The organism is Edaphobacter sp. (assembly GCF_035532915.1).
Classification (GTDB): Bacteria; Acidobacteriota; Terriglobia; order Terriglobales; family Acidobacteriaceae; genus Edaphobacter.
On record NZ_DATKQC010000415.1, the window covers coordinates 1 to 24,516 of the forward strand.

At 59.2% G+C, this 24,516-nt stretch carries 20 protein-coding genes; 11 read left to right on the forward strand and 9 right to left on the reverse strand.

What is annotated here, in order from left to right; translation table 11 throughout:
* Positions 1 to 151: 151 nt before the first annotated feature.
* The 4 genes from VMU57_RS19295 to VMU57_RS19310 form a co-directional block, all read right to left on the reverse strand.
* Complete coding sequence (locus tag VMU57_RS19295) at positions 152 to 940, reverse strand: BON domain-containing protein (protein ID WP_325386388.1); 789 nt, start codon at positions 938 to 940, stop codon at positions 152 to 154.
* Positions 941 to 1,050: 110 nt separating this feature from the next.
* A complete protein-coding gene (locus VMU57_RS19300; RefSeq protein ID WP_325386389.1) occupies positions 1,051 to 5,442 on the reverse strand; it encodes a translocation/assembly module TamB domain-containing protein in 4,392 nt (1,463 codons plus the stop codon).
* A complete protein-coding gene (locus tag VMU57_RS19305) occupies positions 5,439 to 6,209 on the reverse strand; it encodes a peptidylprolyl isomerase (RefSeq protein WP_325386391.1) in 771 nt (256 codons plus the stop codon). The genes VMU57_RS19300 and VMU57_RS19305 overlap by 4 nt, the downstream gene beginning before the upstream one ends.
* Positions 6,210 to 9,473 carry a POTRA domain-containing protein gene (locus tag VMU57_RS19310; RefSeq protein ID WP_325386393.1) on the reverse strand — a complete coding sequence of 1,088 codons (3,264 nt, stop codon included), beginning with the start codon at positions 9,471 to 9,473 and terminating at the stop codon, positions 6,210 to 6,212. It lies immediately after the preceding gene.
* A gap of 227 nt (positions 9,474 to 9,700) precedes the next feature.
* On the opposite strand from VMU57_RS19310, the gene VMU57_RS19315 reads away from it, so the two are divergent.
* The 7 genes from VMU57_RS19315 to VMU57_RS19345 all read left to right on the forward strand — a co-directional run bounded on the left by VMU57_RS19315 (position 9,701) and on the right by VMU57_RS19345 (position 15,880).
* Complete coding sequence (locus VMU57_RS19315) at positions 9,701 to 10,774, forward strand: ThiF family adenylyltransferase (RefSeq protein WP_325386395.1); 1,074 nt, start codon at positions 9,701 to 9,703, stop codon at positions 10,772 to 10,774.
* Positions 10,775 to 11,015: 241 nt separating this feature from the next.
* Positions 11,016 to 11,657, forward strand: a complete 642-nt coding sequence (locus VMU57_RS19320) for an RNA polymerase sigma factor (RefSeq protein ID WP_254060135.1) — start codon at positions 11,016 to 11,018, stop codon at positions 11,655 to 11,657.
* Positions 11,654 to 11,950 carry a hypothetical protein gene (locus VMU57_RS19325; protein WP_325386399.1) on the forward strand — a complete coding sequence of 99 codons (297 nt, stop codon included), beginning with the start codon at positions 11,654 to 11,656 and terminating at the stop codon, positions 11,948 to 11,950. The genes VMU57_RS19320 and VMU57_RS19325 overlap by 4 nt, the downstream gene beginning before the upstream one ends.
* An 804-nt stretch (positions 11,951 to 12,754) precedes the next feature.
* Positions 12,755 to 13,354, forward strand: a complete 600-nt coding sequence (locus VMU57_RS19330) for a shikimate kinase (RefSeq protein ID WP_325386401.1) — start codon at positions 12,755 to 12,757, stop codon at positions 13,352 to 13,354.
* A 136-nt stretch (positions 13,355 to 13,490) separates the two neighbouring features.
* On the forward strand, positions 13,491 to 14,456 hold the full coding sequence (locus VMU57_RS19335) for an AI-2E family transporter (protein WP_325386461.1): 966 nt from the start codon (positions 13,491 to 13,493) through the stop codon (positions 14,454 to 14,456).
* A 98-nt stretch (positions 14,457 to 14,554) separates the two neighbouring features.
* A complete protein-coding gene (locus VMU57_RS19340; protein ID WP_325386403.1) occupies positions 14,555 to 15,145 on the forward strand; it encodes a hypothetical protein in 591 nt (196 codons plus the stop codon).
* A 9-nt stretch (positions 15,146 to 15,154) separates the two neighbouring features.
* Positions 15,155 to 15,880 carry an RsmE family RNA methyltransferase gene (locus tag VMU57_RS19345; RefSeq protein WP_325386405.1) on the forward strand — a complete coding sequence of 242 codons (726 nt, stop codon included), beginning with the start codon at positions 15,155 to 15,157 and terminating at the stop codon, positions 15,878 to 15,880.
* Positions 15,881 to 15,975: 95 nt separating this feature from the next.
* On the opposite strand, the gene dnaJ is transcribed toward VMU57_RS19345, so the two are convergent.
* The 5 genes from dnaJ to VMU57_RS19370 all read right to left on the reverse strand — a co-directional run bounded on the left by dnaJ (position 15,976) and on the right by VMU57_RS19370 (position 20,462).
* Complete coding sequence (gene dnaJ / locus VMU57_RS19350) at positions 15,976 to 17,103, reverse strand: molecular chaperone DnaJ (protein ID WP_349255572.1); 1,128 nt, start codon at positions 17,101 to 17,103, stop codon at positions 15,976 to 15,978.
* 68 nt (positions 17,104 to 17,171) lie between these two features.
* Positions 17,172 to 17,741: a nucleotide exchange factor GrpE gene (locus tag VMU57_RS19355; RefSeq protein WP_325386409.1), complete on the reverse strand. Its 570-nt coding sequence runs from the start codon at positions 17,739 to 17,741 to the stop codon at positions 17,172 to 17,174.
* A 97-nt stretch (positions 17,742 to 17,838) separates the two neighbouring features.
* Complete coding sequence (hrcA, locus tag VMU57_RS19360; RefSeq protein ID WP_325386411.1) at positions 17,839 to 18,942, reverse strand: heat-inducible transcriptional repressor HrcA; 1,104 nt, start codon at positions 18,940 to 18,942, stop codon at positions 17,839 to 17,841.
* Positions 18,943 to 19,030: 88 nt separating this feature from the next.
* Positions 19,031 to 19,864, reverse strand: coding sequence for an Mrp/NBP35 family ATP-binding protein (locus VMU57_RS19365; protein ID WP_325386413.1), 834 nt, complete (start codon positions 19,862 to 19,864; stop codon positions 19,031 to 19,033).
* Between the two features lie 76 nt (positions 19,865 to 19,940).
* The gene (locus VMU57_RS19370; RefSeq protein ID WP_325386414.1) at positions 19,941 to 20,462 is read right to left on the reverse strand and encodes an acyl-CoA thioesterase; all 522 of its coding nucleotides are present in this window, start codon (positions 20,460 to 20,462) and stop codon (positions 19,941 to 19,943) included.
* A 114-nt stretch (positions 20,463 to 20,576) separates the two neighbouring features.
* Here VMU57_RS19370 and VMU57_RS19375 point away from each other — a divergent pair, with 114 nt between their 5' ends.
* The 4 genes from VMU57_RS19375 (at position 20,577) to VMU57_RS19390 (ending at position 24,449) form a co-directional block, all read left to right on the forward strand.
* Complete coding sequence (locus VMU57_RS19375) at positions 20,577 to 20,885, forward strand: tetratricopeptide repeat protein (protein WP_325386416.1); 309 nt, start codon at positions 20,577 to 20,579, stop codon at positions 20,883 to 20,885.
* Positions 20,886 to 20,959: 74 nt separating this feature from the next.
* Positions 20,960 to 22,483 (forward strand): sigma 54-interacting transcriptional regulator, encoded by a 1,524-nt coding sequence (locus VMU57_RS19380; RefSeq protein ID WP_325386418.1) that lies wholly within the window; start codon positions 20,960 to 20,962, stop codon positions 22,481 to 22,483.
* Positions 22,484 to 22,530: 47 nt separating this feature from the next.
* The gene (locus tag VMU57_RS19385; protein ID WP_325386420.1) at positions 22,531 to 23,646 is read left to right on the forward strand and encodes an alginate lyase family protein; all 1,116 of its coding nucleotides are present in this window, start codon (positions 22,531 to 22,533) and stop codon (positions 23,644 to 23,646) included.
* Positions 23,647 to 23,777: 131 nt separating this feature from the next.
* Complete coding sequence (locus tag VMU57_RS19390) at positions 23,778 to 24,449, forward strand: class I SAM-dependent methyltransferase (protein ID WP_325386422.1); 672 nt, start codon at positions 23,778 to 23,780, stop codon at positions 24,447 to 24,449.
* The last annotated feature ends 67 nt before the right edge of the window (positions 24,450 to 24,516 follow it).

Sequence of the window (24,516 nt, forward strand, 5' to 3'; positions counted from 1 at the left end):
AGCGCAAACGGCAGGGCAAAGATCGAATGTTCCCACTTGATCATCTCAAGCGTTACAGCAGTGCTCTTCCACAAAGAAGCCATGCTTCTATCGTAAAAGAGATGAGGCCACGCCGGCATCGCCAACGTGACCTCTTGTTCAATTGGAAAGACTATTTTTCATTCTGAGCCGGTGCGCCCGCCACCTGCAGGTTGTTGACCACCTTGAAGACTCCACCGACGCCATTTGCCCGAATACCGGCAATATCCTTGTCCGACTGGCTATCCACGACGCCCGATAAGGTCACATTTCCATTGACGACGGTAATCCGAATCGGCTTCGCCGGATCGAGCGCATACTTGTTCAACTGCGGCGCACCGTAGATCGCACGCGCCTCGGCGAGTCGAATACGGTCGTCCATCGGAGATACCGGCGCTACGTTGATGTTATCCACCACGTCCTTTACGCCGGGATAATTCGACACCAGGCTGACCGCCGAGTCCCTGTCCACCGGCCCGTAAGCCGTGCCGCCAAGGCTCACCACACCATCTTTCACCGCAATCGTAAGCGCATTGAAGGCCGTCGTTCCGTAGCCCACGCGGTCGTAGACTAGCTTCTCCGCCAGCTTGTTGCGGAGCGTCGCATCCTCGACGACCGGACCGCCGATCTCAACCAGGTTCTGGACGCCCTTCACATTTTTAACACGGTGAGCGCGCTTGTCCGCGTCTTCCTTATCGCTGTAGACATCGACCGTTCCCTTCAGCGTAACCATGCCGTCCTGTACGGAAGCGGTTACACCTTTGAACCGCTTGTTGTTCAACGTCTTCGTCAGATTCGTCTGAATCTGCGCGTCGTTTGCGTTGTCTCCTGCGGTGGCAGTGGCGGGCGCCTGCGCGATACCTCTTGCGGCAGGTCCGAATAAAAGCACACACGATAACCCGAGAAGTCCTGCAAATTTCATTCTCTTCGATACCGACATTCGTCTTTCCTTCCGGTGAACCAGCCTCAAATAGTCCGGGCGCGGCCCACGGTGTTCCCATGATGAGATGCAATCCGGGCTTTGCCCGGTAGCTAACGATATCTTTGCCGCAGTTTATACACAATACTGAAGACACCCGACTCATCGCGCGTCACCACGATGGACATATTGTGATTGAGGTCGTATTGCAATTGAATCAATTGTTGTGCCGAACTGTTCACGTTGGTGGCAAAGGTCGCCGTGATCTGCTTCGATAGCTGCTGCTGAACGGTAATGCGCGCCGCCGAGTTTCCCAGTGTCCCCACAAACGCAGGATCGATCTTAACGCTGCCGACGCCGAACAGCTTCTCGACGCGATTACTTACCGTCGCATTGAGCGCCCCGCCCAGCAGCGCGCTGGTTGTGGGATCAGTCCCCGCCTGCGCCTGCTTCTCCTGATAGATCTGCGCCTCTTCCTGTGTGCGCCCCAGTGCCAGCAGCGCAAAAACGTCGGCTTCGCTCAGCGGAGGCTCTGACCTGTAGGTCGGCTTGAGGTTGGTCATGGTTCCGTGCAGGCCTACCGTAATGTCGTAGTTCTCCACCTGTGCCGTAGCGTCGAGGTCGATGATCGGGTCGATCCGCACCGGGTTGGTGAAGTAGATATCGCCGCGCTGCAACTGGTACTTCGTACCGGCAAAGGTCGCGCTGCCGTCGGTAATCTGAACGCGCCCCAGAACAGAGGGCGTCGCCACCGTTCCGCGAATCGTCAGGTCTACCGTTCCCGCAAGCTTGGCATACGAATTTTGAAAATCGAGTTGAGGCGAGCTCGTGATTCGCACATCGAGGCGAATCTTGTTAGAGAGAGCATTCGGATCGGGAGGCGCGCTGATACCGCCCGCTGAAGAGAAAGCCGCTAAATCAATATCGGCCCCGATGCCGAAACGGGTAAGCAACACCGTTCCACTCAGCTGTGCGCTGTCCGCAGAACCTTGCAGTCTCAGCTTCGTAGTGGCCGTCGCGCTTAAGCCATAGAGCCGCACCCGAACCACATCGCCGGTCGCGGTCAGGTCGGCAAACAAGCCGTTGCGATAACGGATGTAGCCGCCAATCTTCAACTGGCCGCCGCCCGTGGTCGCCGTCAGGCTCTGCACCTGCAACCGGTCTTCGTTGAAGACGAGCGTGCCATTCATCTTGTTGAGGCCATTCGGAATGCCGTCCATGGCGACGTTCACGTCGTCGAACTGCACCTTGCCAGTCAGCGCAGGGTTCTTAACCTGTCCGCCCGCCGCAACCGTAAATTCAACCTTGCCGCTGGTGATCAGGTCGGGACGGAAGGTGTGCAGCAGCGCCATGCTGACGCTTCCGCTTCCCTTCACATTCAGCTTGCCACCCTTGGGATCGGTCGAGCCGAAGAGCTGCGCCGTTCCGCTGAACTGAAGATTCGTATCCTGCCCGGTGATGTGGATCTGCTCCAGTGTGGCCGTGCCATCGCGCAGGCTGGCCTTCAAAGGCTCCGCCGCCGTGAGTTCAACTCCCTGCAGCTTCACGTCAACCGGATTGAACTCAGCCGTTCCGCTGAGAGCCTTCGGAGTCTTGAGCGGACCATTCACCGTGACGACGCCGTTGATGGCCGACTGCGCCTTCAACGCACTGGAGCCAAACATCGCCAGTGGCTTGCCGATGTCGAGTCCCGTAAGCGTCAACTTCGCCTCGGTTTCATAGTCACCCGTCAACTGCACCTGTCCTGTCGCATCCAGCTTCGCGCCTGTCACCGTCGAGCTGGCTGTGACGTACATCCTCTGTCCCTGCGTATGAATATCCGCCACGGCATCGCCCACCGGCTGCCCCATGACGGTGATCCCGGTAAGCTTCGCGTTGGCCTTCAGCCCTGGCTCTTTTAGAGTCCCATTCGCATCCGCAACGACACTCAGCGTCCCGTCAAGATTCGAGGTCGTCTTCCGCAGCGTATCGAACTTCGACAGCAGCAGATTCTGACCGTCAATGTGGCCATGCAGATGCTCCGTGCCCATGTCGTAGCCGCCATCACCGGCAATCTGCATGCCGTGAAGCTTCAGCAGAAGATCCGTCACCTCGACATCCTGCCCGTGCACTGTCAGATCGGCGACAGCCGAATCGTAAGGCTCACCATACGCGACACCCTTGAGCAGCGAGAGATGCCCGCTTCCATTCAGGTCCCTCAATGTCCCCAGAACATGCGCCTCTGCCGCAACGGTTCCCGTTACCGGAACCTTCTGCTGCTGCCCCGTAATCTGAACCAGGTCGGCCATCTGCGCGTCAGCCAACTGCATCTTCGCATTGATCGACATGCCCTCGTCCCACTCGTAGGTAGTAACGCCGCGATGTGACACTGCCTTCCTCGGCTCCAGATCGCCAGTCACATTCAACACCGCGGTCCCGCGCTTGATGGTGGAGGTCGCCACCAGAAGCCCGGAGTTGGGCGAGTACTCAGCGTCAGCTACCAGTGAATCGATCAGAGCGTCGGCAGTGCCGATCTTCGCTTCCATGTTCTGTGCCTCAAGGTGGCCTTTCACCTCGAGGTCGCGAATCGCACCCCGCGCCGTTCCATTGAACTGAAGCGCGCCATGCAGAACCACCGGAATAGCGGCCGCACCCTTCTTCCCATTGCCTTCCAGCCCCAGCGTCAGCAAAAGTTGGTTGAATTCGCCGATATCGCGCACAGTCATATCGACGCGCAACGCCGTCAAAGCATCGCCCAGGTTGACTCCAAGCACGCCGCTCGCGTCGATATTCGATTGCGGCGTCTGCATGGTCACACTCTGAATCTCAACCGTCTCGCTGCTTCCTGAGTAGTGCGCCTTTGCCTGCCCCGTCACTGGAATATCGGAGAGCGCTCCTCTGCGATGAACGCCGGTCGGCGCAAACTTCAAAGTGCCATCGGCAACCACCGTGTCGGCGATGTCCTTAGCCGGACCGCCCCATTCCATCTTTACAGGACCGCTGACCGCAGTGTCGAAGCCCAGATCGCCGTAGTTCTCCGGCGCTGTGATGTCCATGATCGTGCGCAGCGGAATTTTATTAATCGTCGCGGAGAGATAGGCATGCGCGCTGACCACCGGAGGCAACGTCGTCTTGCCTGTAATTGGAGCCTTCGCGCCAATCGCCTTCGCCGTCGTATTCGTTGTCGTGACCACGGCCTTGGTCGTCGGCGAGGTCGCAGGCGCATCCGCGGGAACCTCACCCAGCCAGTTGGAGATGCGCAACTCTCCCGCCGCGCTCCCGCCGCCCGGCAGATATCCCGTCAATGCGGTCAGCAATAACTCCGTTGGCGTGATGTGCAACTGCGAGCTGCCATCAATATCATGCAGGCGAACGTATTCATCGCGATAAGCCGCCTTGTGAATCTTCGCCGACCCCACCAGCAAATATCCCGCAATGCAATCGGGATCGGGCGGCAAAACTTTAGTGCTCGGCTTCGCATTCGATCGAGGATGAAGCCGCTGCCAGAACCTGGGATGCTTCTGAGCGACCACAGGCGATACATCACAACTGTGGCCTTTCAGGGCGAGGTCCACCGTGCCGGCCTTCAACCCATCCACACCGCTTAACACCGCAATTTGGCTAAGCTCCAACGTGCCTTCCACGCTGGCCTGCCAATCGGGATGCGCAAAGTTGTGAAGGCTCGCGCTGGCTTTAATATTCGAGGCCTTTCCCGTATGCAGAACAAGATTCTTCAACTCCGCCATATTGCGGCCCACCTCGGCTTCAACGTGAAGCGTGGAGTCAGCCGCTGGCTCTTTGCCCAGCTTCGTCCGAAGGTCCTTGAGATCCACCGTCGCGCCATAGTGGTCTCTCGAAGCAAGATAGTAAACCTCTGCATCGACATCGCGAGCCGCTAGATCAAATGGAACCGCGCGGTCATTCAGCAGAAACACGCCGCTCGCCAATTCCACCTGCTTCGCCTTCAAGTCGAGAAGGGTATCGATGACCGGCTCGTTGCTTGTGCTTGGATGTTTCGGCACAGGTTGATTGGTCTTCCCGTTCTTGTCGATCATGAGATGGATCTGCGGATGGTCGACGCGCAGTAAGCTCAGGCTGATGTGTGATGCAATCCCCGTTCCGGCCACATGAGAAAAGAAATTGGAGATCGTGACCCGTACCTGGATCTTGTCCGCCGACAGATAAGGCGCTTCTCCCGGTCCTTCGAGACCATGAATGACAAGCCCATCGGCTTCGATCGCCAGGTGCCATAGCGTGAAGTGGATGCCCTTCAACTCCACCCGGCCGCCGGTTGCGTTCTCGAGCACATTCACAACCACCTTGTTCACCCGTTGATTGAAGTTCGCCGTAGTCGAATACCACGAGAACGCCGCAACCAGCACTAGCAACAGGACGCTGAAGCCAGCGAAGATCCACGCAATCACGTGCGCGACCCTCCCGCCAAGCGAGCGCTTCACGCTGGCAAGCTTCTGCTCGAGCTTTTGCTCGATCCTGTCCGGCAGCGGTCTCTTCTCAGCATCGCTCACGGCGCCACCTCACCCGGCCTCATGATGCGCACTCGTCCCTGCGCCCGCAGCGACGTCAGCCAGTCTCGCAAGAGGTTGCCGACCCGCTGCTGCAGCAATACTTCTTCAATGCGCGGAGAGATCGTCCCCAGCTTCGGCGGCGCTACGTGCCGCTCCGCATACTCAGGCAGCATCGTCTTCTCGTAGTAGTTCTTGATGTCATCGTCCGAGATCCGAATGCCGTTGCGAAACCGCACCTCGATAAATCGCAGCAGTTCCATGCGCTCACGCCACCGCTGATTAAACTCTTGGAGCGTAAAGCCATGGGCATTGATATATTTTTCCCAGCCCGCGTCCGTCTCGCAGTGATACTGCTTGCACTCTGGAATATCCTTGCGCAGGGTCATCAGCTGACCATCAAGTTCCTTGTCCGAGACAGCGGTCTCGGGCTCCAGATCCGCCTGTTGCAGAATCAGCAATCGATCGATCAGCCGCCGCACCGTAAGCTCACGCGAGTGATTCTCATCGGTAGTCCGATAAGGCTGAATCTCTTCGAACCGCATCTCCTCATCCACATCGCTCTCGAGAATGAGATCCCCGTTGACCACCGCGACCACGCGGTCCAGCACCGTTCCCTGTCCTGTGCCAGGAAGCGTCGACGGCTGCCCAGGCAGCACCGCAGGCTTCTGAGCACAAAGCAACTGCCCACCCATCAGCACGGTCATCGCAATCAGCACCGTCGCTCCAGCCTGCCGCCACATCCTCGCTTTGTCGCTGATCGAATCCATTTAGAAGCTCTGTCCAATGCTGAAGAAGAAGTTGAAATGACCAGAATGACCTACGTGCGGAGGGTTGTTATTGAAGTCATAGATCACCGGGTACACCGTCGGATTCAGGTTGTAGCTGAAGTCGACCCGGATCGGACCGACCGGCGTCTTATAACGCGCTCCGAGGCCGACGGCATGAGAAAAATAGTTGAAGTTACACTCCCCGACCTTGCCCGACACCTCGGAGCAGGTCTTGTTATCCGGTTGATGAAAGTGAAGGAAGCTGGGAAACATATCTTCCGCATTCTGAAACACGTTTCCCATATCGTGAAACAGGACAAAGCTGACGCTGGTGCCCACATACGGCAGTGTCGGAGGCGGCAAGCGCAGTTCCACCGAATTTACGAACACGGCCTTGCCGCCCACGGGATAGCCTGTCTGCAGGTCCCTCGGGCCAGCCTGATTGATTCCAAAACCTCGATGGGAGTTCGCACCACCGGCATAGAGCCGTTCCGGCAACGGAATCGCATCGCAACTTGGATTCGTCGTCAGAAGAACCCCTTGGCAAACATCGGTCGTCGCGTTCGGGTTCTCGCCTGAAGAGCGTTCATATCCGATGCGCGTGCTCCTCGCCAGCACATATTTCTGTTTGCCAAACTGGTAGTAGCTCGAGTTCGTTCCATCCAGCTTGTAAAAGTCTGTCTGAGAGCCAAACTTCGACGATGCGAGAAACGCCTGAATCGTCGTATACGATCCCTTCGCCGCATCAAGAGGACTAGGCGACCGCGTATCGTGGAACCACGTAATCCCCGGACCGCCTACACGTACCGGCTGCGAGAGCAGAGGAATCAGGGCTGCTGAAACCTGCAGACTCTCGACCTTTACCCGGCGATATTCAAAGTCATAAATGAAGGTGTCCGCCTTCTTCACCTTCTGAGTCACACGAAAATCGCCCTGCAACGTCGAGGACGCAAACGTCGTGATGTCCTGCACATTCGAATATCCGCCGGTCACTGCGGCAGATATGTTCCTCGCACCCAGTAGATGCGGGTTCTGAAACGTCAGAGTTCCGATCTCCTCCAGCAGGCCGTACGACCCATGCAGCGTCAACGAATTCTCCGTCCCTCGAAGGTTAATCCTGGACACGTCGATCGAAACGCGCGGACTTACGCCGGTTTTTCCGTTCTGCGAAAAGTCGCTGTTACAGCCAGGCTTTTTCCCCAGTTGTATGCACGAAGCATCAGAGACCGCGCCGCGGCTGGGCGTCCCCGTCTGCGCCTCCAGACCAGCACCATAGGTCACGTTCCACCGCTTCGCCTCGGTCAACTGCACCAGCACATTCTTTGTCGGCGCATCTCCGGACGGATTCTGCACCGCCGTCGCCACCTCGTTGAACAACGCCATGTTGTATAGATTTCTCTGCGTCTGCAGCAGCGCGCTCTGGTCGAGAGGATCGCCCGGATGAACCAGGATGCTCTTCTCCACTACCTTCGGCTTCGTATGCTCAATTCCCGACAACAGCACATGGTTGATAAAAACCTGTGGCCCCTCGGTCACGTTCAGCGTCACATTTACTTTGTTGGCATCGGCTTTATTATCCTGCTTGACCTCAACCCTCGCCTGGTCGAAGCCATGGCTCAGGTAGTACCCCAGTACCGCATCGCGGTCGCCCGACAGGGTGACCAGCGAAAAGGGCTGACCCTGCTGCGAATTCATCAGCCCTTTCAACTCTTTGGTCCGGCTCGGATCGACGCCGGCCAGATCGATGGTGCCAAACTTCTGCTGCGGCCCCTCGGCAACCACGTAGGTCACACGAATCTGAGCGGCCTTCAATGGTTTGCCGCTCGCCGCGTCATCAATATCTTTCACGTCCGTCGTGACCTTCGCCTGGTCAAATCCGTTGGCGCGATACAGAGCTTCAATCGAGTTGACGTCCCCCGTCACCAGCGAAGGGCTATACCTGCCGCTACGCTGATAGGCGTTGGACTTCTGCACCTGCATCCTCTCCCGCAGCAGATCAGTCGAAAAATATTTGTTGCCCTTGATGTTCACCGCCATGACCTTATGTTTCACCCCGCGATCAACCGCGAAGACGACCCGCTCGGAGGGCGTATCCTCCCCCACCACGCGGACCTTTACCGTCGCGTCGAAGTATCCGCGTTGCTGCAGATAGTCGCGAATGTTATAGACACCCTCGTTCAAAAGGTCGTTATCGATGGTCCCTTCTTCATAGATCGGAACCAGCAGATGAAGACGGCTCTTCGTGAGCTTTACCCCTTCGACTTCTACCTTCACCACCGGTCCCTGGTTCGCATGGAAGTTATAGTCGAGCTGCTTGCGCACCGGAACGTAAGTCTGTTTCTGCAGCGTCACAACCGCTTCCAGATGGTCTTTCTTCTGATAGCGAGACCGCAGCCGCGTCAGCGCATTGCTGGTCGTATCGCGAGAGACCTTTTTCCCGGTCTTCAACTTTCCTGTCTTCTTGAACTGCTGCAGCGTGAGCCCAGGATCCGTCCCCTCCAACTGCACCTGCCCGATCCTCGCCTGCGGGCCAACGTCCACCGTGTAGGTCACGTTTACCTGGTCTCCGGCTTGATCGGTCTCGGTCTTCGCAGAGACCTTTGGCTGGTAAAAGCCCTGCTGCTCCAGCGTCTCGTTGATGCTGTCGGTTCCATCCTGCACTGCCGACCGGGTAAGCGCGGTCCCCGGATTGAGCTTGGTCGCATACTCCAGCAAGGAAGTAAGCCGTTCGTTCTTGACCCCCGCGATCGTCACCCGCCCAACGTAGTATCGTGGCGACCCGGCAAAGATCAGTGTGACTTCATTGCCGTTTCGAACGCCTCGCACTTCCACATCGCGGTAGCGTCCGCTGGCAAACAGTCTGCGTGTACTCTGGCGCACCTTCTGCGGATCGAACGGCTCACCCACCTTCTGAGCAAGCTGGTCGGGCAGCTTGTCAGTCGCGTCGAAGGTCACGCCTTCAAATTCGATCTTGCTGACGGTGAGCCCCTTCCATTGCCACACCGTCGTCGAAAGTCCCGGGCCGATATCGGCCAGCGAAGAGTTGATGCGCTGCTGCGCCTGCTCCGGCGTCTCCGACATAGAAGCCTGTGGCACAGCCAGGGGGCTCGTCGCCGCCGAAGGCTCCTGCATCCCGCCCGTAGTCGAAGGAGTCGATGCAGGCACAGGCACATCCTGCGCGAAAGCCAGCCCGCACAGCAGCACCGTCGCTCCGACCCACCGAGCCGCGGCAGCGCAACCTGCACCTCCTCTCCGTCGAATCAACACCCCACGTCCTCTCTTAAGCCAATCCGGCAAGCAGATCCCACCATTTCCTGTTTTTGTCTCAACCAGAACAATACCGAACACCTAATTGCGGCAACACAAAGACTTGCTCCTGAACCGGGTTGGATGCCAAAAACCGCGGCAATGTCGGCTGACACCACGCAACCAGCCACGCATTCCCTATACTACGAAAGAGCGCGTCCTTTTAGCGCGTAGCAGCTTCGATCATGCCCCAATCCCCCGTTCAGCCCGTCGCACCGCCCACGGCCATCTCCAACGAAGACCGCTACTCGCGCCAGATCCTCTTCCCCGGCATTGGAGCCGCGGGGCAGCAAAAGCTCGCCTCAGCCCATGTCGCCGTCGTAGGCGTCGGAGCCACCGGAGCCGCCGCCGCATCGCTGCTCGCTCGCGCCGGAGTAGGCTCGCTCACCCTCATCGACCGCGATTTCGTCGAGCCATCGAACCTGCAGCGCCAGGTCCTCTTCGACGAAGCCGACGCGCTCGAATCCCTGCCCAAGGCCGAGGCCGCCCGCCGCAAGATCGCACTCTTCAACTCCGGCGTCGTCGTCCATGCCCACATCGCCGACCTCGTGCCCGCCAATATCGACGAGCTCCTTGGCCCGGCCGACCTCATCCTCGATGCCACCGACAACTTCGAGACGCGCTACCTCCTCAACGACTATGCGGTTCAGCAATCGAAGCCCTGGATCTACGCCGCCGCCATCGGCGCCTACGCCGCGACCATGAACATCCTGCCCGGCAGCGCGTCGCCCGATCCCACTGCCTGCCTCGCCTGCATCTTTCCCAAGCCTCCCACCGGCCCGGTCGAAACCTGCGACACCTCCGGCATCCTCGCCACCGCCGTCAATTTTGCAGCCTCCATTCAAGTCACCGAAGCCCTCAAATTCCTCACGGGCCAGCCCAACCTCATGCGCCGGTCGTTATTGTCCTTCGACCTGTGGACGAGCGAGCGCTCGGAGATCTCGACCAATCGCCCCAATCCCGACTGCGCCGTCTGCGGTCAGCGCCTCTTCAGCCATCTCGCCGGCGAAGGCCGCCCTCACATCACGCTCTGCGGACGAAACTCCGTCCAGATCCACGAGCATCATCGCCCCGTCGACTTCGCCGCCATGCGCGATCGCCTCGCACCTCACGGACAAGTCCGCTTCAACGAATTGCTGCTCCGCTTCGAACGCGCCCCCCACACCCTTACCCTCTTCGCCGACGGCCGCGCCATCATCCAGGGCACAACCGACGTAACGCTGGCCCGCTCGCTCTACGCCCGCTTCATCGGCTCGTGAGCTCCCCCCAACACCACCCCAAACTTGTCATTCTTCGCCGCAGGCGGAGGATCTGCTTTTGCTTCATGATCCACAAGCTCGACCCCAGAATCACCCACCCACCACACAACCTTTCCCCCGTATTTCCCCTCAAACCATAGAACCTCGAAAATCCCTACGTTTGCGATAAGCTTCAGGCAGGCGAAAACGAAGCGATGCACAGACATGGAGTTCAACCCTCATGGAGCAACAAGGCCTAAGAATGACTGAAACCAAGCCCGGGCCCAGCCTGTTCAAACGAAATCCGCCGATCGCCGGAGAAGCCGAGGCGATCGAGAGCGCAAAGGCAGGAGACGCCGAGGCGTTCTCCAAGCTCTACGCGCTGCACAAGCGCCGCGTCTATACCCTCTGCCTGCGTATGCTCGGCAACGTCTCCGAAGCAGAAGACATGACCCAGGAGGCGTTCCTCCATCTCTTCCGCAAGATCGGCAGCTTTCGCGGCGAGTCGGCCTTCTCCACCTGGCTGCATCGCCTCACCGTCAACCTCGTCCTGATGCATCTTCGCAAAAAAGGCTTGAACCTCGTCTCCCTCGAAGAGACGATCAACCCCTCGGAAGACGACGCGCCCAAGCGCGACTTCGGCAGCCGAGACCCCCAGCTCGCCGGATCGGTCGACCGTGTCGCGCTCGAGCGTGCCGTCGCCTCGTTACCCCCCGGCTACCGCATGGTATTCATTCTCCACGACGTCGAAGGCTTCGAGCATAATGAGATTGCCACCATGCTCGAATGCTCCACCGGAAACAGCAAATCCCAGCTACACAAGGCACGACTCAAGCTACGCGAACTGCTTCGTCAACCCGAACAGTCTATCCAGCAAGCGGGCCTCAAGGAGGCCGCTCAATGACTTCGCAGAATTCCAACTCAAAATCCCACGACATCTCCTGTGCCGACTTTCAGGAACAGCTTCCCGACCTCTTTGCCTCCGGAAGCAACGGCGTTCCCGAAGATCCCGATCTCGTCGAACACCTGAAGACCTGCGAAAACTGTTCGGCCCTCGTCCGGGATCTTCAGTACATCGCCGATCAGGCCAGCCTCCTGCTCCAACCCACCCTTGAACCAAGTGACAACGTCTGGAAGAGGATTCAGGAAGGCATGGATTCCGACCGCATCCACGCCGACGCTACCCGTCCTAAATAGCCATTCCCCTGTTGCTCCATGTCGGCCTCGTTCATTTTGTTGTCAAGCCCCCGAGGCTCACGTGGAACTTCATTATTCCCCGTAAGATACTGAAAATAAATTACTTGTCATCTCAAAAAGAAAACCATCCAATCTGCTTTTTAGTTTCGCGCCATTTGTTAAACTAAAAAGCAGAGTACCTCTCTATAGCTATTCCCTCTCAAATATCGCTTCCCTTTATTGCTTCCCTTTTGTTTGTCATTCCCGAAGGGAATCTGCGTTTTGCTCGAACCGCCAAAACTATATGAGGGCGAGAACCTCTCTGGACCCGTTTTGTAGATGCCGTGGAGCCATCAAAAATCGTCGTCATTCTGAGCGCAGCGAAGAACCCCCGCATTTCGTCTTTGCTTTTGCTGTTGCCTGTTTTTGATCCTCTACAACCCACTCGAAACCGCTTGCGCAGGCCCAGTCTAAGTGCTGAACCTAAACCTTTTGCAATCAAGACTTTGGAAATAAGTCCCCTAAATGCAAGACTTTAGCAAACAGGTAGGGGGGAGGGGGGTACTTCACCCAGGGCCATATCTGGTTCTTGCAACCATCCCATCGTCCGTGTATCGTGAACTGATCATGTCGAGCGGCTTACAGCCCGTATTTTTTAGCTTCCGCTTCTGGCCCGCAATTGCGGCCCGGCGGAACCCTCGCATGACTCTCTGACCCACAGACACCCTTCAGAGTCTTCGATCTTCCCGAGCCGCGATCCCCAAAAGATCGCGGCTTTTGCATGTCAGCCACCCATCCACTGCGAACTAAACTAAAGGAGACGCCATGACCAGCAACCAACCAGACGCGCTGACCGAGGCCGGAGCGAAGCCAGCCATCACTCCAGCGATACCGCCGCACCTTCGACGCCTTGTCCTCACCGGATTCATGGGAGCGGGCAAGTCGACCATCGGCCGCACCCTCGCCTCGCGCCTCGGCTGGACCTTCCTCGATCTCGACACTCATCTGGAGCACCGCACCGGCGCCACCATTCCCCAGCTCTTCGAGCGCCACGGCGAGGCGCACTTCCGCCGGCTCGAATCGACCGCGCTGGCCTCCGCGCTCGGTCGCTCCAACACCGTCCTCGCCCTCGGCGGCGGAACCCCCGAAGGCCTCACCAACCGCCTGCTGCTGGAGCAGACCCCCGCGACCTTCACCATCTTCCTCGACGCTCCCTTCCCCGTCCTGTTTGACCGCTGCATGATGCAGGGCCTCGCCCGGCCCGTCCTGGCCGATCCGGATGCGGCACAACTCCGCTTCGCCACTCGCCACCCGCTCTATCTCCGCCTCGCCCACCTCACCGTCGATACCTCAGCCCTCACCCAGGACGAGACCGTTGATTTCCTTATTACTGCGCTGAATAAAGCTCCGCACTCCCGCCTCTGAGCCGCTGCGCGCGCACGATCTGCATCCAACTCTGTCAGCAACCTACAGGAGAATCACGCTGGCCACCTCGACGCCCGATCTTAACCCCGGCGATAAAGAATCCCGCAAAGCAGTACGCGGCCACATCCTTTTTTGCATCGGCATCCTGCTTGCCCTCTATCTCGCATGGCACCTGCTCAAAGAGCTGGAGATCATCTACGTCAGCGCCCTCTTCGCCGTCGTACTGACCCCGGTCGTCACCCGCATCACCAGATACAGCATTCGCGGCTACCGTCCCTCGCGCGGAGTTGCCATCATCATCCTGATCGTCGGCGCCGCGCTCGCGCTCACCATCTTCCTTACCTTCGGCCTCCCTCCTGTCCTGAGGGACCTCCGGGAGTTTTCAACCGAGCTTCCCCAGCGCATCCCCGCAACCATCGACCGCATCAACAGGCTTCCCTTCGCCGCCAAATTCAACGTCGATTCCATGATCCAGAAAGCGGAAGGTACTCTCACAGAGACCGCCAGCTTCATCTTCACCTCGCTGCCCGCCTGGCTCTCGCACCTCTTCGATATCCTCACCGCCGCCTTCCTCTGCATCTATTTCATGCTCGAAGGCGAATACGCCTACCGTTTCTTCCTCTCGCTGTTCCCCTACCAGCAGCGCGCGCGCCTCGACAACACGTTCCAAAAGGCAGAGCTCAAGATCAGCAAATGGCTCTTCGGCCAGGGATTGCTCATGCTCATCCTTGGCATCTCCAGCACCATCGTCTTCGGCATCCTCCACGTCCGTTATTTCCTTCTGCTCGGTGTCCTGATGGGACTGTTCAACATCATCCCCATCGCCGGCGGAGTCGTCACCATCATCTTGGCCGCCGGTGTCGCCGCTCTGGATTCGTGGAGCAAGATGGCTGGAGTTCTCATCTTCTATGCCATCTATATCAATATCGAAAACGCCTATCTCACCCCACGCATCATGCGCTCCAGCGTCAACCTGATGGGACTCACCATCCTCATCGCCCTGCTCTGCGGAACCGCTTTGGCCGGTGTCGTCGGTGCTCTCGTCGCCGTTCCGACCGCAGCCCTCATCAGCGTTCTGCTCGACGAATACGCCGTCCAGTAAAACAATTCCGGCACGGCTCCGAGGTATGCATACTTTGGTGTAGTCAGCCGGTCAAAAAATCTATCGGATCTCCAATTTCCCTTGCTATGCTCAATCCAGTGAACGACTTAAAATTTGAACAGCACGCACACCGTAACCTGATTGCGCCTGTGCTCATTGCATTTCTTCTGCTCGGCGTTGTAATCGCACTTGTCATTCGCCACACCCCGACCCAAGCAGTCGATCTGACCATCACGCACACCGCCATCTACCCGACGCACACGGTCTATAAGTCGGACTCCATCGTCGTCGGCAGCGACAAAGCAGAGGACAACCTCTACGTCCTCGCCAACCTGCGCGTCGACGACCCTCTGCACCTTCCTCTCTTCCTCAAGGACTTCACTGCCACCGTCACCACTTCCGACGACCAGAAGATCACCACCAGCGCCGCTGAAGCGAAGGACCTGCCCAATATCTACACCTCCTTCCCCGGCCTGAAACCCCTCGCTTCGGCTCCGCTCCGGCGAGAAACCCTGATCGCGCCCGGTACATCGGTCGAAGGTATGGTTCTGCTCCAGTTCCCGATCACCCTGGAGACCTGGAACCACCGCAAATCCGCCATCCTTGACGTGGACCTTTACCACGGCGGAGCCTTCCCTATCGCCATCCCGTTCAACAACAAGACTGTCTCTACCAACTTCGATCAGTAATAATCAGGCATGACCCGCCGCCGCTGGATCGCCGACACCTGGACCGCAACCACCGCCTCGCTCACCGGCGATCAAGCCGCCCACCTTGCCCGTGTTCTCCGCGCCGAGCCCGGCCAGATCTTCGACGTAGTCGCCGGAGGCTTCCTTCATCGCGCCGAAGTCACCAGCGTCTCCGACAAGGACGTGCTCTTTACGCTCCACGAAGAGCTCGAAGCCGACGCCGCGCTCCCGCTCCACCTGCTGCTTGCAATCTTCAAATTCGATCACATGGAATGGGCCATCGAAAAGGCGACCGAACTGGGCGTCTCACGCATCACCCCGATCCTCGCCAGACGCACCGAGAAGCATCTCGCTCTCGCCGCTCCAAAGCGAGCCGAGCGCTGGCGGCGCATCGCGCTGGAGGCCTCCAAGCAGTCTCGCCGCACCGACATCCCCGAGATCGCCGATCCCGCCACGCTGAAAGCTGCCCTCGAACAAGAGCAAAGCCCCACGCGCATCCTGCTCAGCGAGACCGAACAAGCCACTCCCTTGTCCGCAGCGCTTGCCGCTTCCGCGCGACCTACGGGTTATGAGTCCGTCGCTCTAGCGATAGGCCCGGAGGGCGGCTGGACCCCCGAAGAGATGGCGATCTTTACCGCGAACGCCTGGACTCCCGTCACGCTCGGCCCGCGCATCCTCCGCGCCGAAACCGCCGCCATCGCCGCCATTGCAATCGCCTCGTCCTGCCTGGCCTGACCCACAAAAACAAATCGACCGCGGATTACACGGATAAAAACGGACAATACTCCAAATCCGTGTTCATCCGCGTAATCCGCGGTCGATAGGCCTGTTTAGCTGAACATTTCCTTTACTTTGTCGAACAGACCGCGCGATGTAGGCGTGTTCTCGACGATCATCGTCTCGCTCAACTGCCGCAGTAACTCCTTCTGCTGCTTGTTGAGCTTGCCCGGCGTCTGCACGCGAATCTCGACGACCAGATCGCCCTTGCCGTGCGAGTTCAGGTGAGGCACGCCCTTGCCGCGCAGCTTGAACTCCTTACCGCTCTGCGTCCCCTCGGGCACCTTGATCGTAGCTGGGCCTTCAAGCGTCTGAATCTCCAACTCCGTCCCCAGAGCCGCCTGTGGAAACGAGATCGGCATCACGCAGTGCAGATCGTCTCCATCGCGCTCGAAGAACTTGTGCGCCTTCACATTCAGGACGACGTAAAGATCGCCCGCAGGCCCGGCAAACTTCCCGGCCTCGCCCTCGCCCTGGTAGCGAATCCGCGTATCCTGCTCAACGCCCGCCGGAACCTTGACCAGAATGCTGTGCTCCGTCTGCACCCGTGTCTCGCCCCGGCAGGTCTGGCATGGATCGACGATCAGCGTGCCTGTGCCGCCGCAGACCGAGCAGGTTCGCGCGACCGAGAAGAATCCCTGCTGAAACCGCTGCTGGCCGCGTCCGCCGCATTGCGTACAGGTCACGGGAGCCTTGCCCCTGGCCGCGCCTGAACCCTTGCAGTCCACGCAGGTCTCCATCCGCCGGATGGTGATCTCCTTCTCCTTGCCGAAGACCGCCTCCTCGAACTCCAGCGTCAGGTCATAGCGCAGGTCGCGCCCGCGCTGCACCCGCGAAGCCTTGCGCCCGCCACCGCCACCCATATTGAACATCTCGCCGAAGATGTCGCCGAAGATGTCGCCAAGGTCCTGCGCGCCACCGGTAAACGGATTTCCACCCGCACCCGGAGCACCGCCACTGAACGCCGCATGGCCATAACGGTCGTAGGCCGCGCGCTTCTCCGGGTCGCTCAGGACCTGGTAAGCCTCGCTGCACTCCTTGAACTTCTCTTCCGCCGTGGGATCGTCCGGGTTCCGGTCGGGATGATACTGCATCGCCAACTTGCGATAGGACGTCTTCAGTTCCTGATCGTTCGCGTCCCGAGAAACGCTTAATACTTCGTAAAAATCAACTTTTGTCACGTTTGCCGTCGCACTCATTCCACAGTCTCTCTTCTATAACTTTGCAGGTGCGCCTTTCATCTACGCGCTTAATCGGCAACCTGGTCTGCATTTGCGGCGATTCTCACGAGAGCCGGTCGCAAGAGCTTCTCGCGGATCTTGTAGCCCCGCCGAATCTCCTCTAATACCTGATGATCGGGAAACTCTTTGGTTTCAATGCTGCCCAAAGCTTCGTGGAATCGAGGGTCGAACTGCGTCCCTACCGTCTCCACCGAAACCACATTCAGCCCCCGCAGAGCGTCCTCCATCTGCTTCAGAATCAGCTCCACACCGGCGCGAAGCTGTTCCACCGTGCCATTGGCTTTCAGCGCGAGCTGGAAGTTATCCATCACGCCCAGAAACGGCTCAACCGTATTCGATACCACATAATCCCGCGCATCGGCGCGCTCTTTCGCCTCGCGCTTGCGGGCATTCTCAAACTCGGCCTGCAACCGCGCCAGCCGGTCGATCAATTGATCGCGTTCGCCCTTCACCTGCTCCAACTCGGCGTGGGCAGCACTCGTCTCACTTATCGGTTCAGTCGCCGCGCCAGACGCAACATCGCCTTCCTGCACCGCGTCCACCGTCATCTCGTCCTGCATGTGATCGTGTCTCCTCATATCGTTCCCTCTTCTATTGTTGCCCATTCCCGCCCATCGCGCGAGTCGATCCCACTGCCGCTCCACTGTCATCGTCTACCCCACCAGTAGAATGCCATCACTCAATTGGATGCAGCATCCGGTCAAACACCTGCGCAATATAGCCCACCGCATTCATCGTGTTCTCGTAGTGCATGCGCTTCGGGCCGATCACGCCCACCGTTCCCCGGCTCTCGCCGCCCATCCGCGCCGGGGCCGCGATAAGCACCAGCCCGGCCATCTCGGGAGCCTGCTCTTCCAGGTCAAAGACCACGCGGACACTCTCCTGTCGGGCGTCAATATAGGCGTTCAATAGCTCAACCAGCCGCTGCTTCGCCTCCAGCGCGGCCAGCACGTCGCGCAAGCGCTCACGGTCCTCATAACTGCCCATTCCCTGGCTGCCCAGCAGATTGGCCACACCCTCTACGTAGACCGTCTGGACCGGAACATCGCTCTCTGGAACCGCCTTCACCCAAAGCTGCTGCACAGAATTCAGCAGGAGCTGGTATTCGTTCCGCTCCCGCTCCAGCATCCGGGCGATCTCCGAGCGAACCCGTTCCACGCTCCATCCGCGAAAGTTCTCATTCAGAAAATTCGCCGCCGTCTCCAACTCGCGCAGCGTCAGGTCCCGGTCCAAAGCCAGCACGCGATCACGCACCATCCCGCTCCGAGTCACAACAACGGCCAGCACCCGCGCCGGAGCCAACCGCGAAAAATGTACATGCTCCAGCATGTCGCCATCTGCTGCTGCGGCGATGGCTACGCCAACGCCGCTCGAAAGCGTAGCCAGAACGTGCGAGGTGCGCTCCAACACTGCCTGCACTCCAGCCAACCCCACAAAACTCGAATCGATCTGCCGTCGCGACCGTGCCGGAAGCCGCGTCGCATCAATCCTGGGATTCACTCTGGGATTCGCGCCGCCGCTCAACTGCTCCACATACATGCGGAATGCCCGCGCCGTCGGCACCCGACCCGCCGAGGTATGCGGCTGCTCCAGCAACCCCGCATCGGCCAGTTCCGCCATCTCATTGCGGATCGTAGCCGAGCTCATGCCAGCGACATCGCTCATCTGCAACCGTGCGATCGTCCCGGAGCCCACCGGTTCGCCGGTCTCGATGTAGCTTTCGACAACAGCCGTCAGAATGGCTCGCTGCCGCGCCGTAACCCGCTCCGCATCCGCCATTCCAGCTACCTCCCGGTACCTTTAACTCTACGCTGGCCGTCAACTGCCCAACATCTATGCGACTATTTCAGCCAATTTTCCATTATTTTTAGCTGATTTCGAGCACATCCTCGCTGTTGTCGGCGATCTCCCGGGCCTTGGCCGCGACCTTCTCCGCTATCTCATAAAACGCCTTCGCCTTCGCCGAATCCGGCCCAGCCAGAGTGATGGGCAGACCCTTGTCGCCGCCCTCGCGGATCGAAGGATCAAGCTCCACTCCGCCCAGAAAATTCAGCCCAAACTGCGCCGCCGTGCGCTCTGTCCCGCCTGCGCCAAAGACATCGATGACCTCGCCGCTCGGCAGCGTCATCTGTGACATATTCTCGACCATGCCAATCACTTCGACCTTCACCTGGTGGAACATTTCCAGCGCCTTGCGTGCGTCCTGCAACGCTACGCCCGAGCCCGTCGAAACCACCACAGCGCCGGTCAGCGGCACCGTCTGCACCAGCGAGATCACCACATCGCCCGTCCCCGGAGGCAGGTCGACGATTAGAAAATCCAGCTCGCCCCACTCCACCTGCTGCAAAAACTGGCGGATGATCTGGTGCAGCATCGGCCCGCGCATCACCATCGGCTTATCTCCCGGCGAGATCAGCCCAACCGAAATAAACTTCACCCCGTGCGACACAATCGGCTCGATCCGGTTCTCGCCAACGATGTTCGGTTGCCGCGTTACGCCCAGCATCATCGGCACATTCGGCCCATAGATATCGGCGTCGATCAGACCAACCTTATACCCCAGCTTGCCCAGCGCAACCGCGAGGTTCACCGCCACCGTCGTCTTGCCGACTCCACCCTTGCCGCTGCCGACGGCGACGACATACTCCACTCCCGGCAAAGGCTGTGGCCCCTGCGGTGCTCCTGCTCCCATGTGTCCCATTTCGATCTCCTCTTCCCGAATCGTTCAATCTTTAATCGCGCTGACGCAGCTAAATCGTGGAGAGCTCAAACATCCATCAACAATGCCAGCCCTCGCCCAGCGACATACGCATCTCTTTCTTGCGCATCGTCTCTCCTGCACGCATCTCGCGCCGCCGTCCTGCGTCTTCATACCGACGTTTCTGGTGCTCTGTCTCCGGCACCAGCTTTGGAACCAGAATTCCCTTGCCATCCATGTCCACCGCCACATAGGTAAGGTAGGCCGAAGAGACATGCCGGAGCCGCTGCGCGCGAACGTCTTCCACCATGGCACGCACCCCAACCTCCATGCTGGTCTTGAAGGCGCGGTTCACGCTCGCCTTCAGAATCAGAAGATCGCCTACCCGCACCGGAGCCACAAAATCGAGATGGTCCATCGAGGCCGTCACCGTAATCGCCCTTGCATGACGGCTCGCCGCCATCGCTCCCACCAAGTCGATATATTGCATCAGCCGTCCGCCAAACAGGTTGCCCAGCGCATTCGCATCGCCCGGAAAGATAATCTCGCTCCGCTCCGACTGCGACTCTTCCACCGTTCGCTCTAAAACCGTATCGCTCATTACCTATAAGTCTAAATGTCTCAGCCTCGCGCTGCTCTGACTTCAGTCGGTGTTGCCTTAATTTGAGCCGGCGTCCATTTGCCAAGCCCAGTCCAGACACCGCACCATACAGCTATGGACAAGATCGCCCTCTTCACCCAGATCCTCGAGCAGAACCCCACCGACGCCTTCACCCGCTACGGCCTAGCTATGGCCTATGCTACCGAAGGCAACACCGACGCGGCCCTCGCCGAGTTCAACACCCTCCTCGGGCACAACCCCGACTACGTTCCCGCCTACCAGATGTCCGCTCAAACCCTCGTCAAACTGGGCCGCACCGAAGAGGCCGCCACGCGTCTCCACGAAGGAATCGCCGCCGCCAACCGCACAGGCAACCAGCACGCTCTCGCCGAGATGGAAGCCTTGCGCGACGAGATTACCTAAGCCACAAATCTGAAGCGGCTGCGGCAGACGGGTGCCCCGAACCCTCTGCTCCCGCCAAACATCTATACTTAGACATGGCGACCGCACTCCCCACCACCCTCGGCCAACTCCGCAAATCAGAATTCACCCCCGAACGCCTCGCCCGCAGCGTCAAGGACGAGCTCCGCGAAAACCTCATCGCCAAGCTCCGCGCGAAGGAGCGGCTCTTCCCGGGCATCGTCGGCTACGAAGACACCGTGGTCCCGCAGATCGTCAACGCGGTCCTCAGCAAGCACAACTTCATCCTCCTCGGCCTCCGCGGACAGGCCAAGTCCCGCATCCTGCGCTCGCTTACCACCCTCCTCGATCCCGCCTGCCCCCATGTCGCCGGAGCCGAGACCCGCGACAATCCCTACGCTCCCATCTCGAAGTTTGCTCGCGACCTTATCGCCAGACTCGGCGATGAGACTCCCATCGCATGGCTTAGCCCCAGCGACCGCTTCGTCGAAAAGCTAGCTACCCCCGACGTCACCGTGGCCGATCTCGTCGGCGACATCGACCCGATTAAAGCCGCTCGCAGCAACCAGGACCTCGGCAGCGAGCTGACCATGCACTACGGTCTGCTGCCCCGCGCCAATCGCGGCATCTTCGCCATCAACGAAGTCCCCGACCTCGCCGGAAAGATTCAGGTCGCACTCTTCAACATCATGCAGGAAGGCGACGTGCAGATTAAGGGCTACCCCGTCCGCCTGCCGCTCGACGTAGCTATCGTCTTCAGTGCCAATCCCGAGGACTACACCGCTCGCGGCAAGATCGTCACGCCGCTCAAAGACCGCATCGGCAGCGAGATTCGCACGCACTATCCCGAGTCCATCGACGAAGCCATCACCATCACCACGCAGGAAGCCTGGTCCAGGCGTCCCGCCAGCAACATCGAAGTTCCCCACTACATCCGCCAGATTGTCGAGCAGATCGCCTTCTCCGCCCGCGAAGACAAAAAGGTGGACAAGCGCAGCGGCGTCTCGCAGCGCCTGCCCATCAGCACCATGGAACTCGTCATCTCCAATGCCGAGCGCCGCGCTCTGCTCCACGACGAAAAGCTTGCCGTTCCTCGCGTCGGCGATATCTATGCTGCACTCCCCGGCATCACCGGCAAGGTTGAGCTTGAGTACGAAGGCGAGATGCGCGGAGCCGATGCCGTCATTCGCGAGATCATCCGGGCCAGTGTAGCCAGCGTCTTCGATCAGTACTTCGCCGCAACCAACACCCAGCAGATCGAGCAATGGTTCAACCTTGGCGGCACCGTTCAGCTCAACGACGCCCAGCCTGCCTCCGGATCGCTCGGCGAGCTCCAGCAGATTCAGGGGCTCTTCGAAAAGCTTTCGCCATTGCAGATCAATGGAAAATCCAAGCCCGAAGTAGCGGTAAGCGCCGCCGAATTCCTGCTCGAAGGCATGTACGCTCACAAGCGCATCAGCCGCGCAGAAGAACGCGTCTTTAGCGCCGCCGAAAAGAAGTCACGCAACGATCAGGCCGCCAACTACGCCGAGAAGATGCGCGAACGCGAACAGGAAGTGGACTTCGCCGCCAAAAACCGCACCCGTCGCGGCTTCAACTAACCTTTGAATCAATCGCTCATCGCACCTGCAATAAAGATGGGATCAGTATGTCTACCAGATTTGTAGAGAAGTGCGCAGTCATTGCCCTTGCGTTCGCATGCACAGCCGCGTTCGCCGCCGAACACGTCACCAATCCCAAGGCATCTTATATCGACGTGCAGCAGCGCCACGCGCAGTTGGCACACAATACCGATCCGCGCATCGCAAAGGCCATCGCCTCTCTCAGCTTCTGCACCAAACTGCCTGAGGTACCTGCTCCCACAGGCCGCATGATTATCCCGCCGCACTATCTCGGCGGAGGGCATGGGCCGATCAACCCTGCAGAGGCCCCGGTGACCCGCGTCTATGGCCACTTCGAGACACGCGTCACCGCTGGCATGAATCAGTGGCTGGTCACCTCCAACAAGCAGGAGGCGCAGTGTGCACAACAGCAGATCGACGCATGGGCACAGGCTGGCGCATTGCTCGACTACACGCCGAAGAAGAGCTCGCAGGCGTGGTATCAGGTGGAGTGGACGCTAAGCGCCATCGCCACCAGCGAGTCTGTTCTCGTCAACGAGCCATCGCTCGATCAGGCAGTCGTGAAGCGTGATATCCAGTGGATGAACAAGGTCGCGCACCAAACTGTCGAATTTGATAAGGCCGGCAAACAGACAAACAATCACCACTACTGGCGCGGTCTTGCGGCGGTTTCGACCGGCGTCATCTCCTCCGACGACAGCCTCTTCGACTGGGGCGTCGGCGTCTACAAACAAGCCATCAACGAACTCGACCAACGGGGCGCCTTCCCACAGGAGATGGCCCGTCACGAGCGCGCGATTCACTATCAATCCTTCGCATTGCAGCCGCTTACTCCGCTGGCGTCCTTCGCCGAGCGCCAGCACGTTCCCCTCTACGAATACCGCTCACCCAGCGGCCGCACCATCCACGACGCCGTCAACTTCCTCGGCAGCGCTTTGGCAGACCCGGCGATTATCAAGTCCTACACTCCTGAGACACAACTGCTGGATGATGGCCCGGACTTCTTTGCCTTTGCGGAGTTCTACTCGCACGACACCGATTCCGCACGCATGCCGGCTCCCATCCAGAAAGGCCTCGAACAGCCCACCTTTGCCACACGCATCGGCGGCAGCACCACTGTCCTCGCTGGCCTCGTACGCTAATTACCTACGCGCGCATGCTCCGTGCATGAAGTCCGTTCCCTGCCTTGAAGCACAAATACAAGTATTCATAATTTTTATATAAATAGAAAACATCATTCGCCTATCTTATGCTTCTCTACAAGGAGCAAGAGATGATTAACCGCACCAAAGCCGTCTTCGACGCCACTGCCTCCACCTACGACGCCGACCGCTCCCGTCTCATTCCCGGCTGCGATAACTTCTACCGCTGGGCGATCGATCTCATTCCTGCGGGCGCAAAGAACATCCTCGACCTCGGTGCGGGCTCCGGTCTGCTCACGATCCTCATCCGCAACCGCTTTCCCAATGCGCGCATTCACCTCATCGACTTCTCCACACCCATGCTCTCACTCGCGGGCGATCGCCTCGGCAACGACCGCAACATCACCTATCAGCACGCCAACTATGTCACTGAGCCGTTGCCGGAGAAGCTCTGCGCCGTTGTCTCTTCGCTCTCCATCCACCACCTCGACAACGCCGACAAACGTGGCCTCTTCAAAAAGGTCTTCGCCTCTCTGCTCCCTAAGGGCGTCTTCATCAACGCCGAACAGGTAGCTGGCCCCACCCCCGCGCTCGATGAACGCTACAAAGCCCTCTGGCTTCTGCAGGTCCGCGCCTTAGGAGCCACCGAGCCGCAGATCACCGCATCTCTCTTCCGTCAGCAGGAAGACCGTTGCGCCACCGTCGCCGATCAGCTTCTCTGGCTCCGCGAAGCAGGCTTCGCCGATGCCGATTGCTGGTTCAAGGACAACCGTTTCGCCGTCATGGCAGGCACGCGCGCATAGTAACTGTGGGCTGTGCGGCGAATTGAGCGACTGCGGACCACCCCAGCGCGTCTAAACTGGTAGACAG

Excerpts from the sequence above, each read along its gene's own strand:
- VMU57_RS19375 (WP_325386416.1), top strand. The coding sequence starts at position 20,577 with ATGGACAAGATCGCCCTCTTCACCCAGATCCTCGAGCAGAACCCCACC.
- hrcA (WP_325386411.1), bottom strand. The coding sequence starts at position 18,942 with ATGGCGGATGCGGAGCGGGTTACGGCGCGGCAGCGAGCCATTCTGACG.
- VMU57_RS19315 (WP_325386395.1), top strand. The coding sequence starts at position 9,701 with ATGCCCCAATCCCCCGTTCAGCCCGTCGCACCGCCCACGGCCATCTCC.
- VMU57_RS19305 (WP_325386391.1), bottom strand. The coding sequence starts at position 6,209 with ATGGATTCGATCAGCGACAAAGCGAGGATGTGGCGGCAGGCTGGAGCG.
- VMU57_RS19355 (WP_325386409.1), bottom strand. The coding sequence starts at position 17,741 with ATGAGGAGACACGATCACATGCAGGACGAGATGACGGTGGACGCGGTG.
- VMU57_RS19370 (WP_325386414.1), bottom strand. The coding sequence starts at position 20,462 with ATGAGCGATACGGTTTTAGAGCGAACGGTGGAAGAGTCGCAGTCGGAG.
- VMU57_RS19390 (WP_325386422.1), top strand. The coding sequence starts at position 23,778 with ATGATTAACCGCACCAAAGCCGTCTTCGACGCCACTGCCTCCACCTAC.
- VMU57_RS19365 (WP_325386413.1), bottom strand. The coding sequence starts at position 19,864 with ATGGGACACATGGGAGCAGGAGCACCGCAGGGGCCACAGCCTTTGCCG.
- VMU57_RS19380 (WP_325386418.1), top strand. The coding sequence starts at position 20,960 with ATGGCGACCGCACTCCCCACCACCCTCGGCCAACTCCGCAAATCAGAA.
- VMU57_RS19295 (WP_325386388.1), bottom strand. The coding sequence starts at position 940 with ATGAAATTTGCAGGACTTCTCGGGTTATCGTGTGTGCTTTTATTCGGA.
- VMU57_RS19345 (WP_325386405.1), top strand. The coding sequence starts at position 15,155 with ATGACCCGCCGCCGCTGGATCGCCGACACCTGGACCGCAACCACCGCC.
- VMU57_RS19325 (WP_325386399.1), top strand. The coding sequence starts at position 11,654 with ATGACTTCGCAGAATTCCAACTCAAAATCCCACGACATCTCCTGTGCC.
- VMU57_RS19330 (WP_325386401.1), top strand. The coding sequence starts at position 12,755 with ATGACCAGCAACCAACCAGACGCGCTGACCGAGGCCGGAGCGAAGCCA.
- VMU57_RS19385 (WP_325386420.1), top strand. The coding sequence starts at position 22,531 with ATGTCTACCAGATTTGTAGAGAAGTGCGCAGTCATTGCCCTTGCGTTC.
- VMU57_RS19320 (WP_254060135.1), top strand. The coding sequence starts at position 11,016 with ATGACTGAAACCAAGCCCGGGCCCAGCCTGTTCAAACGAAATCCGCCG.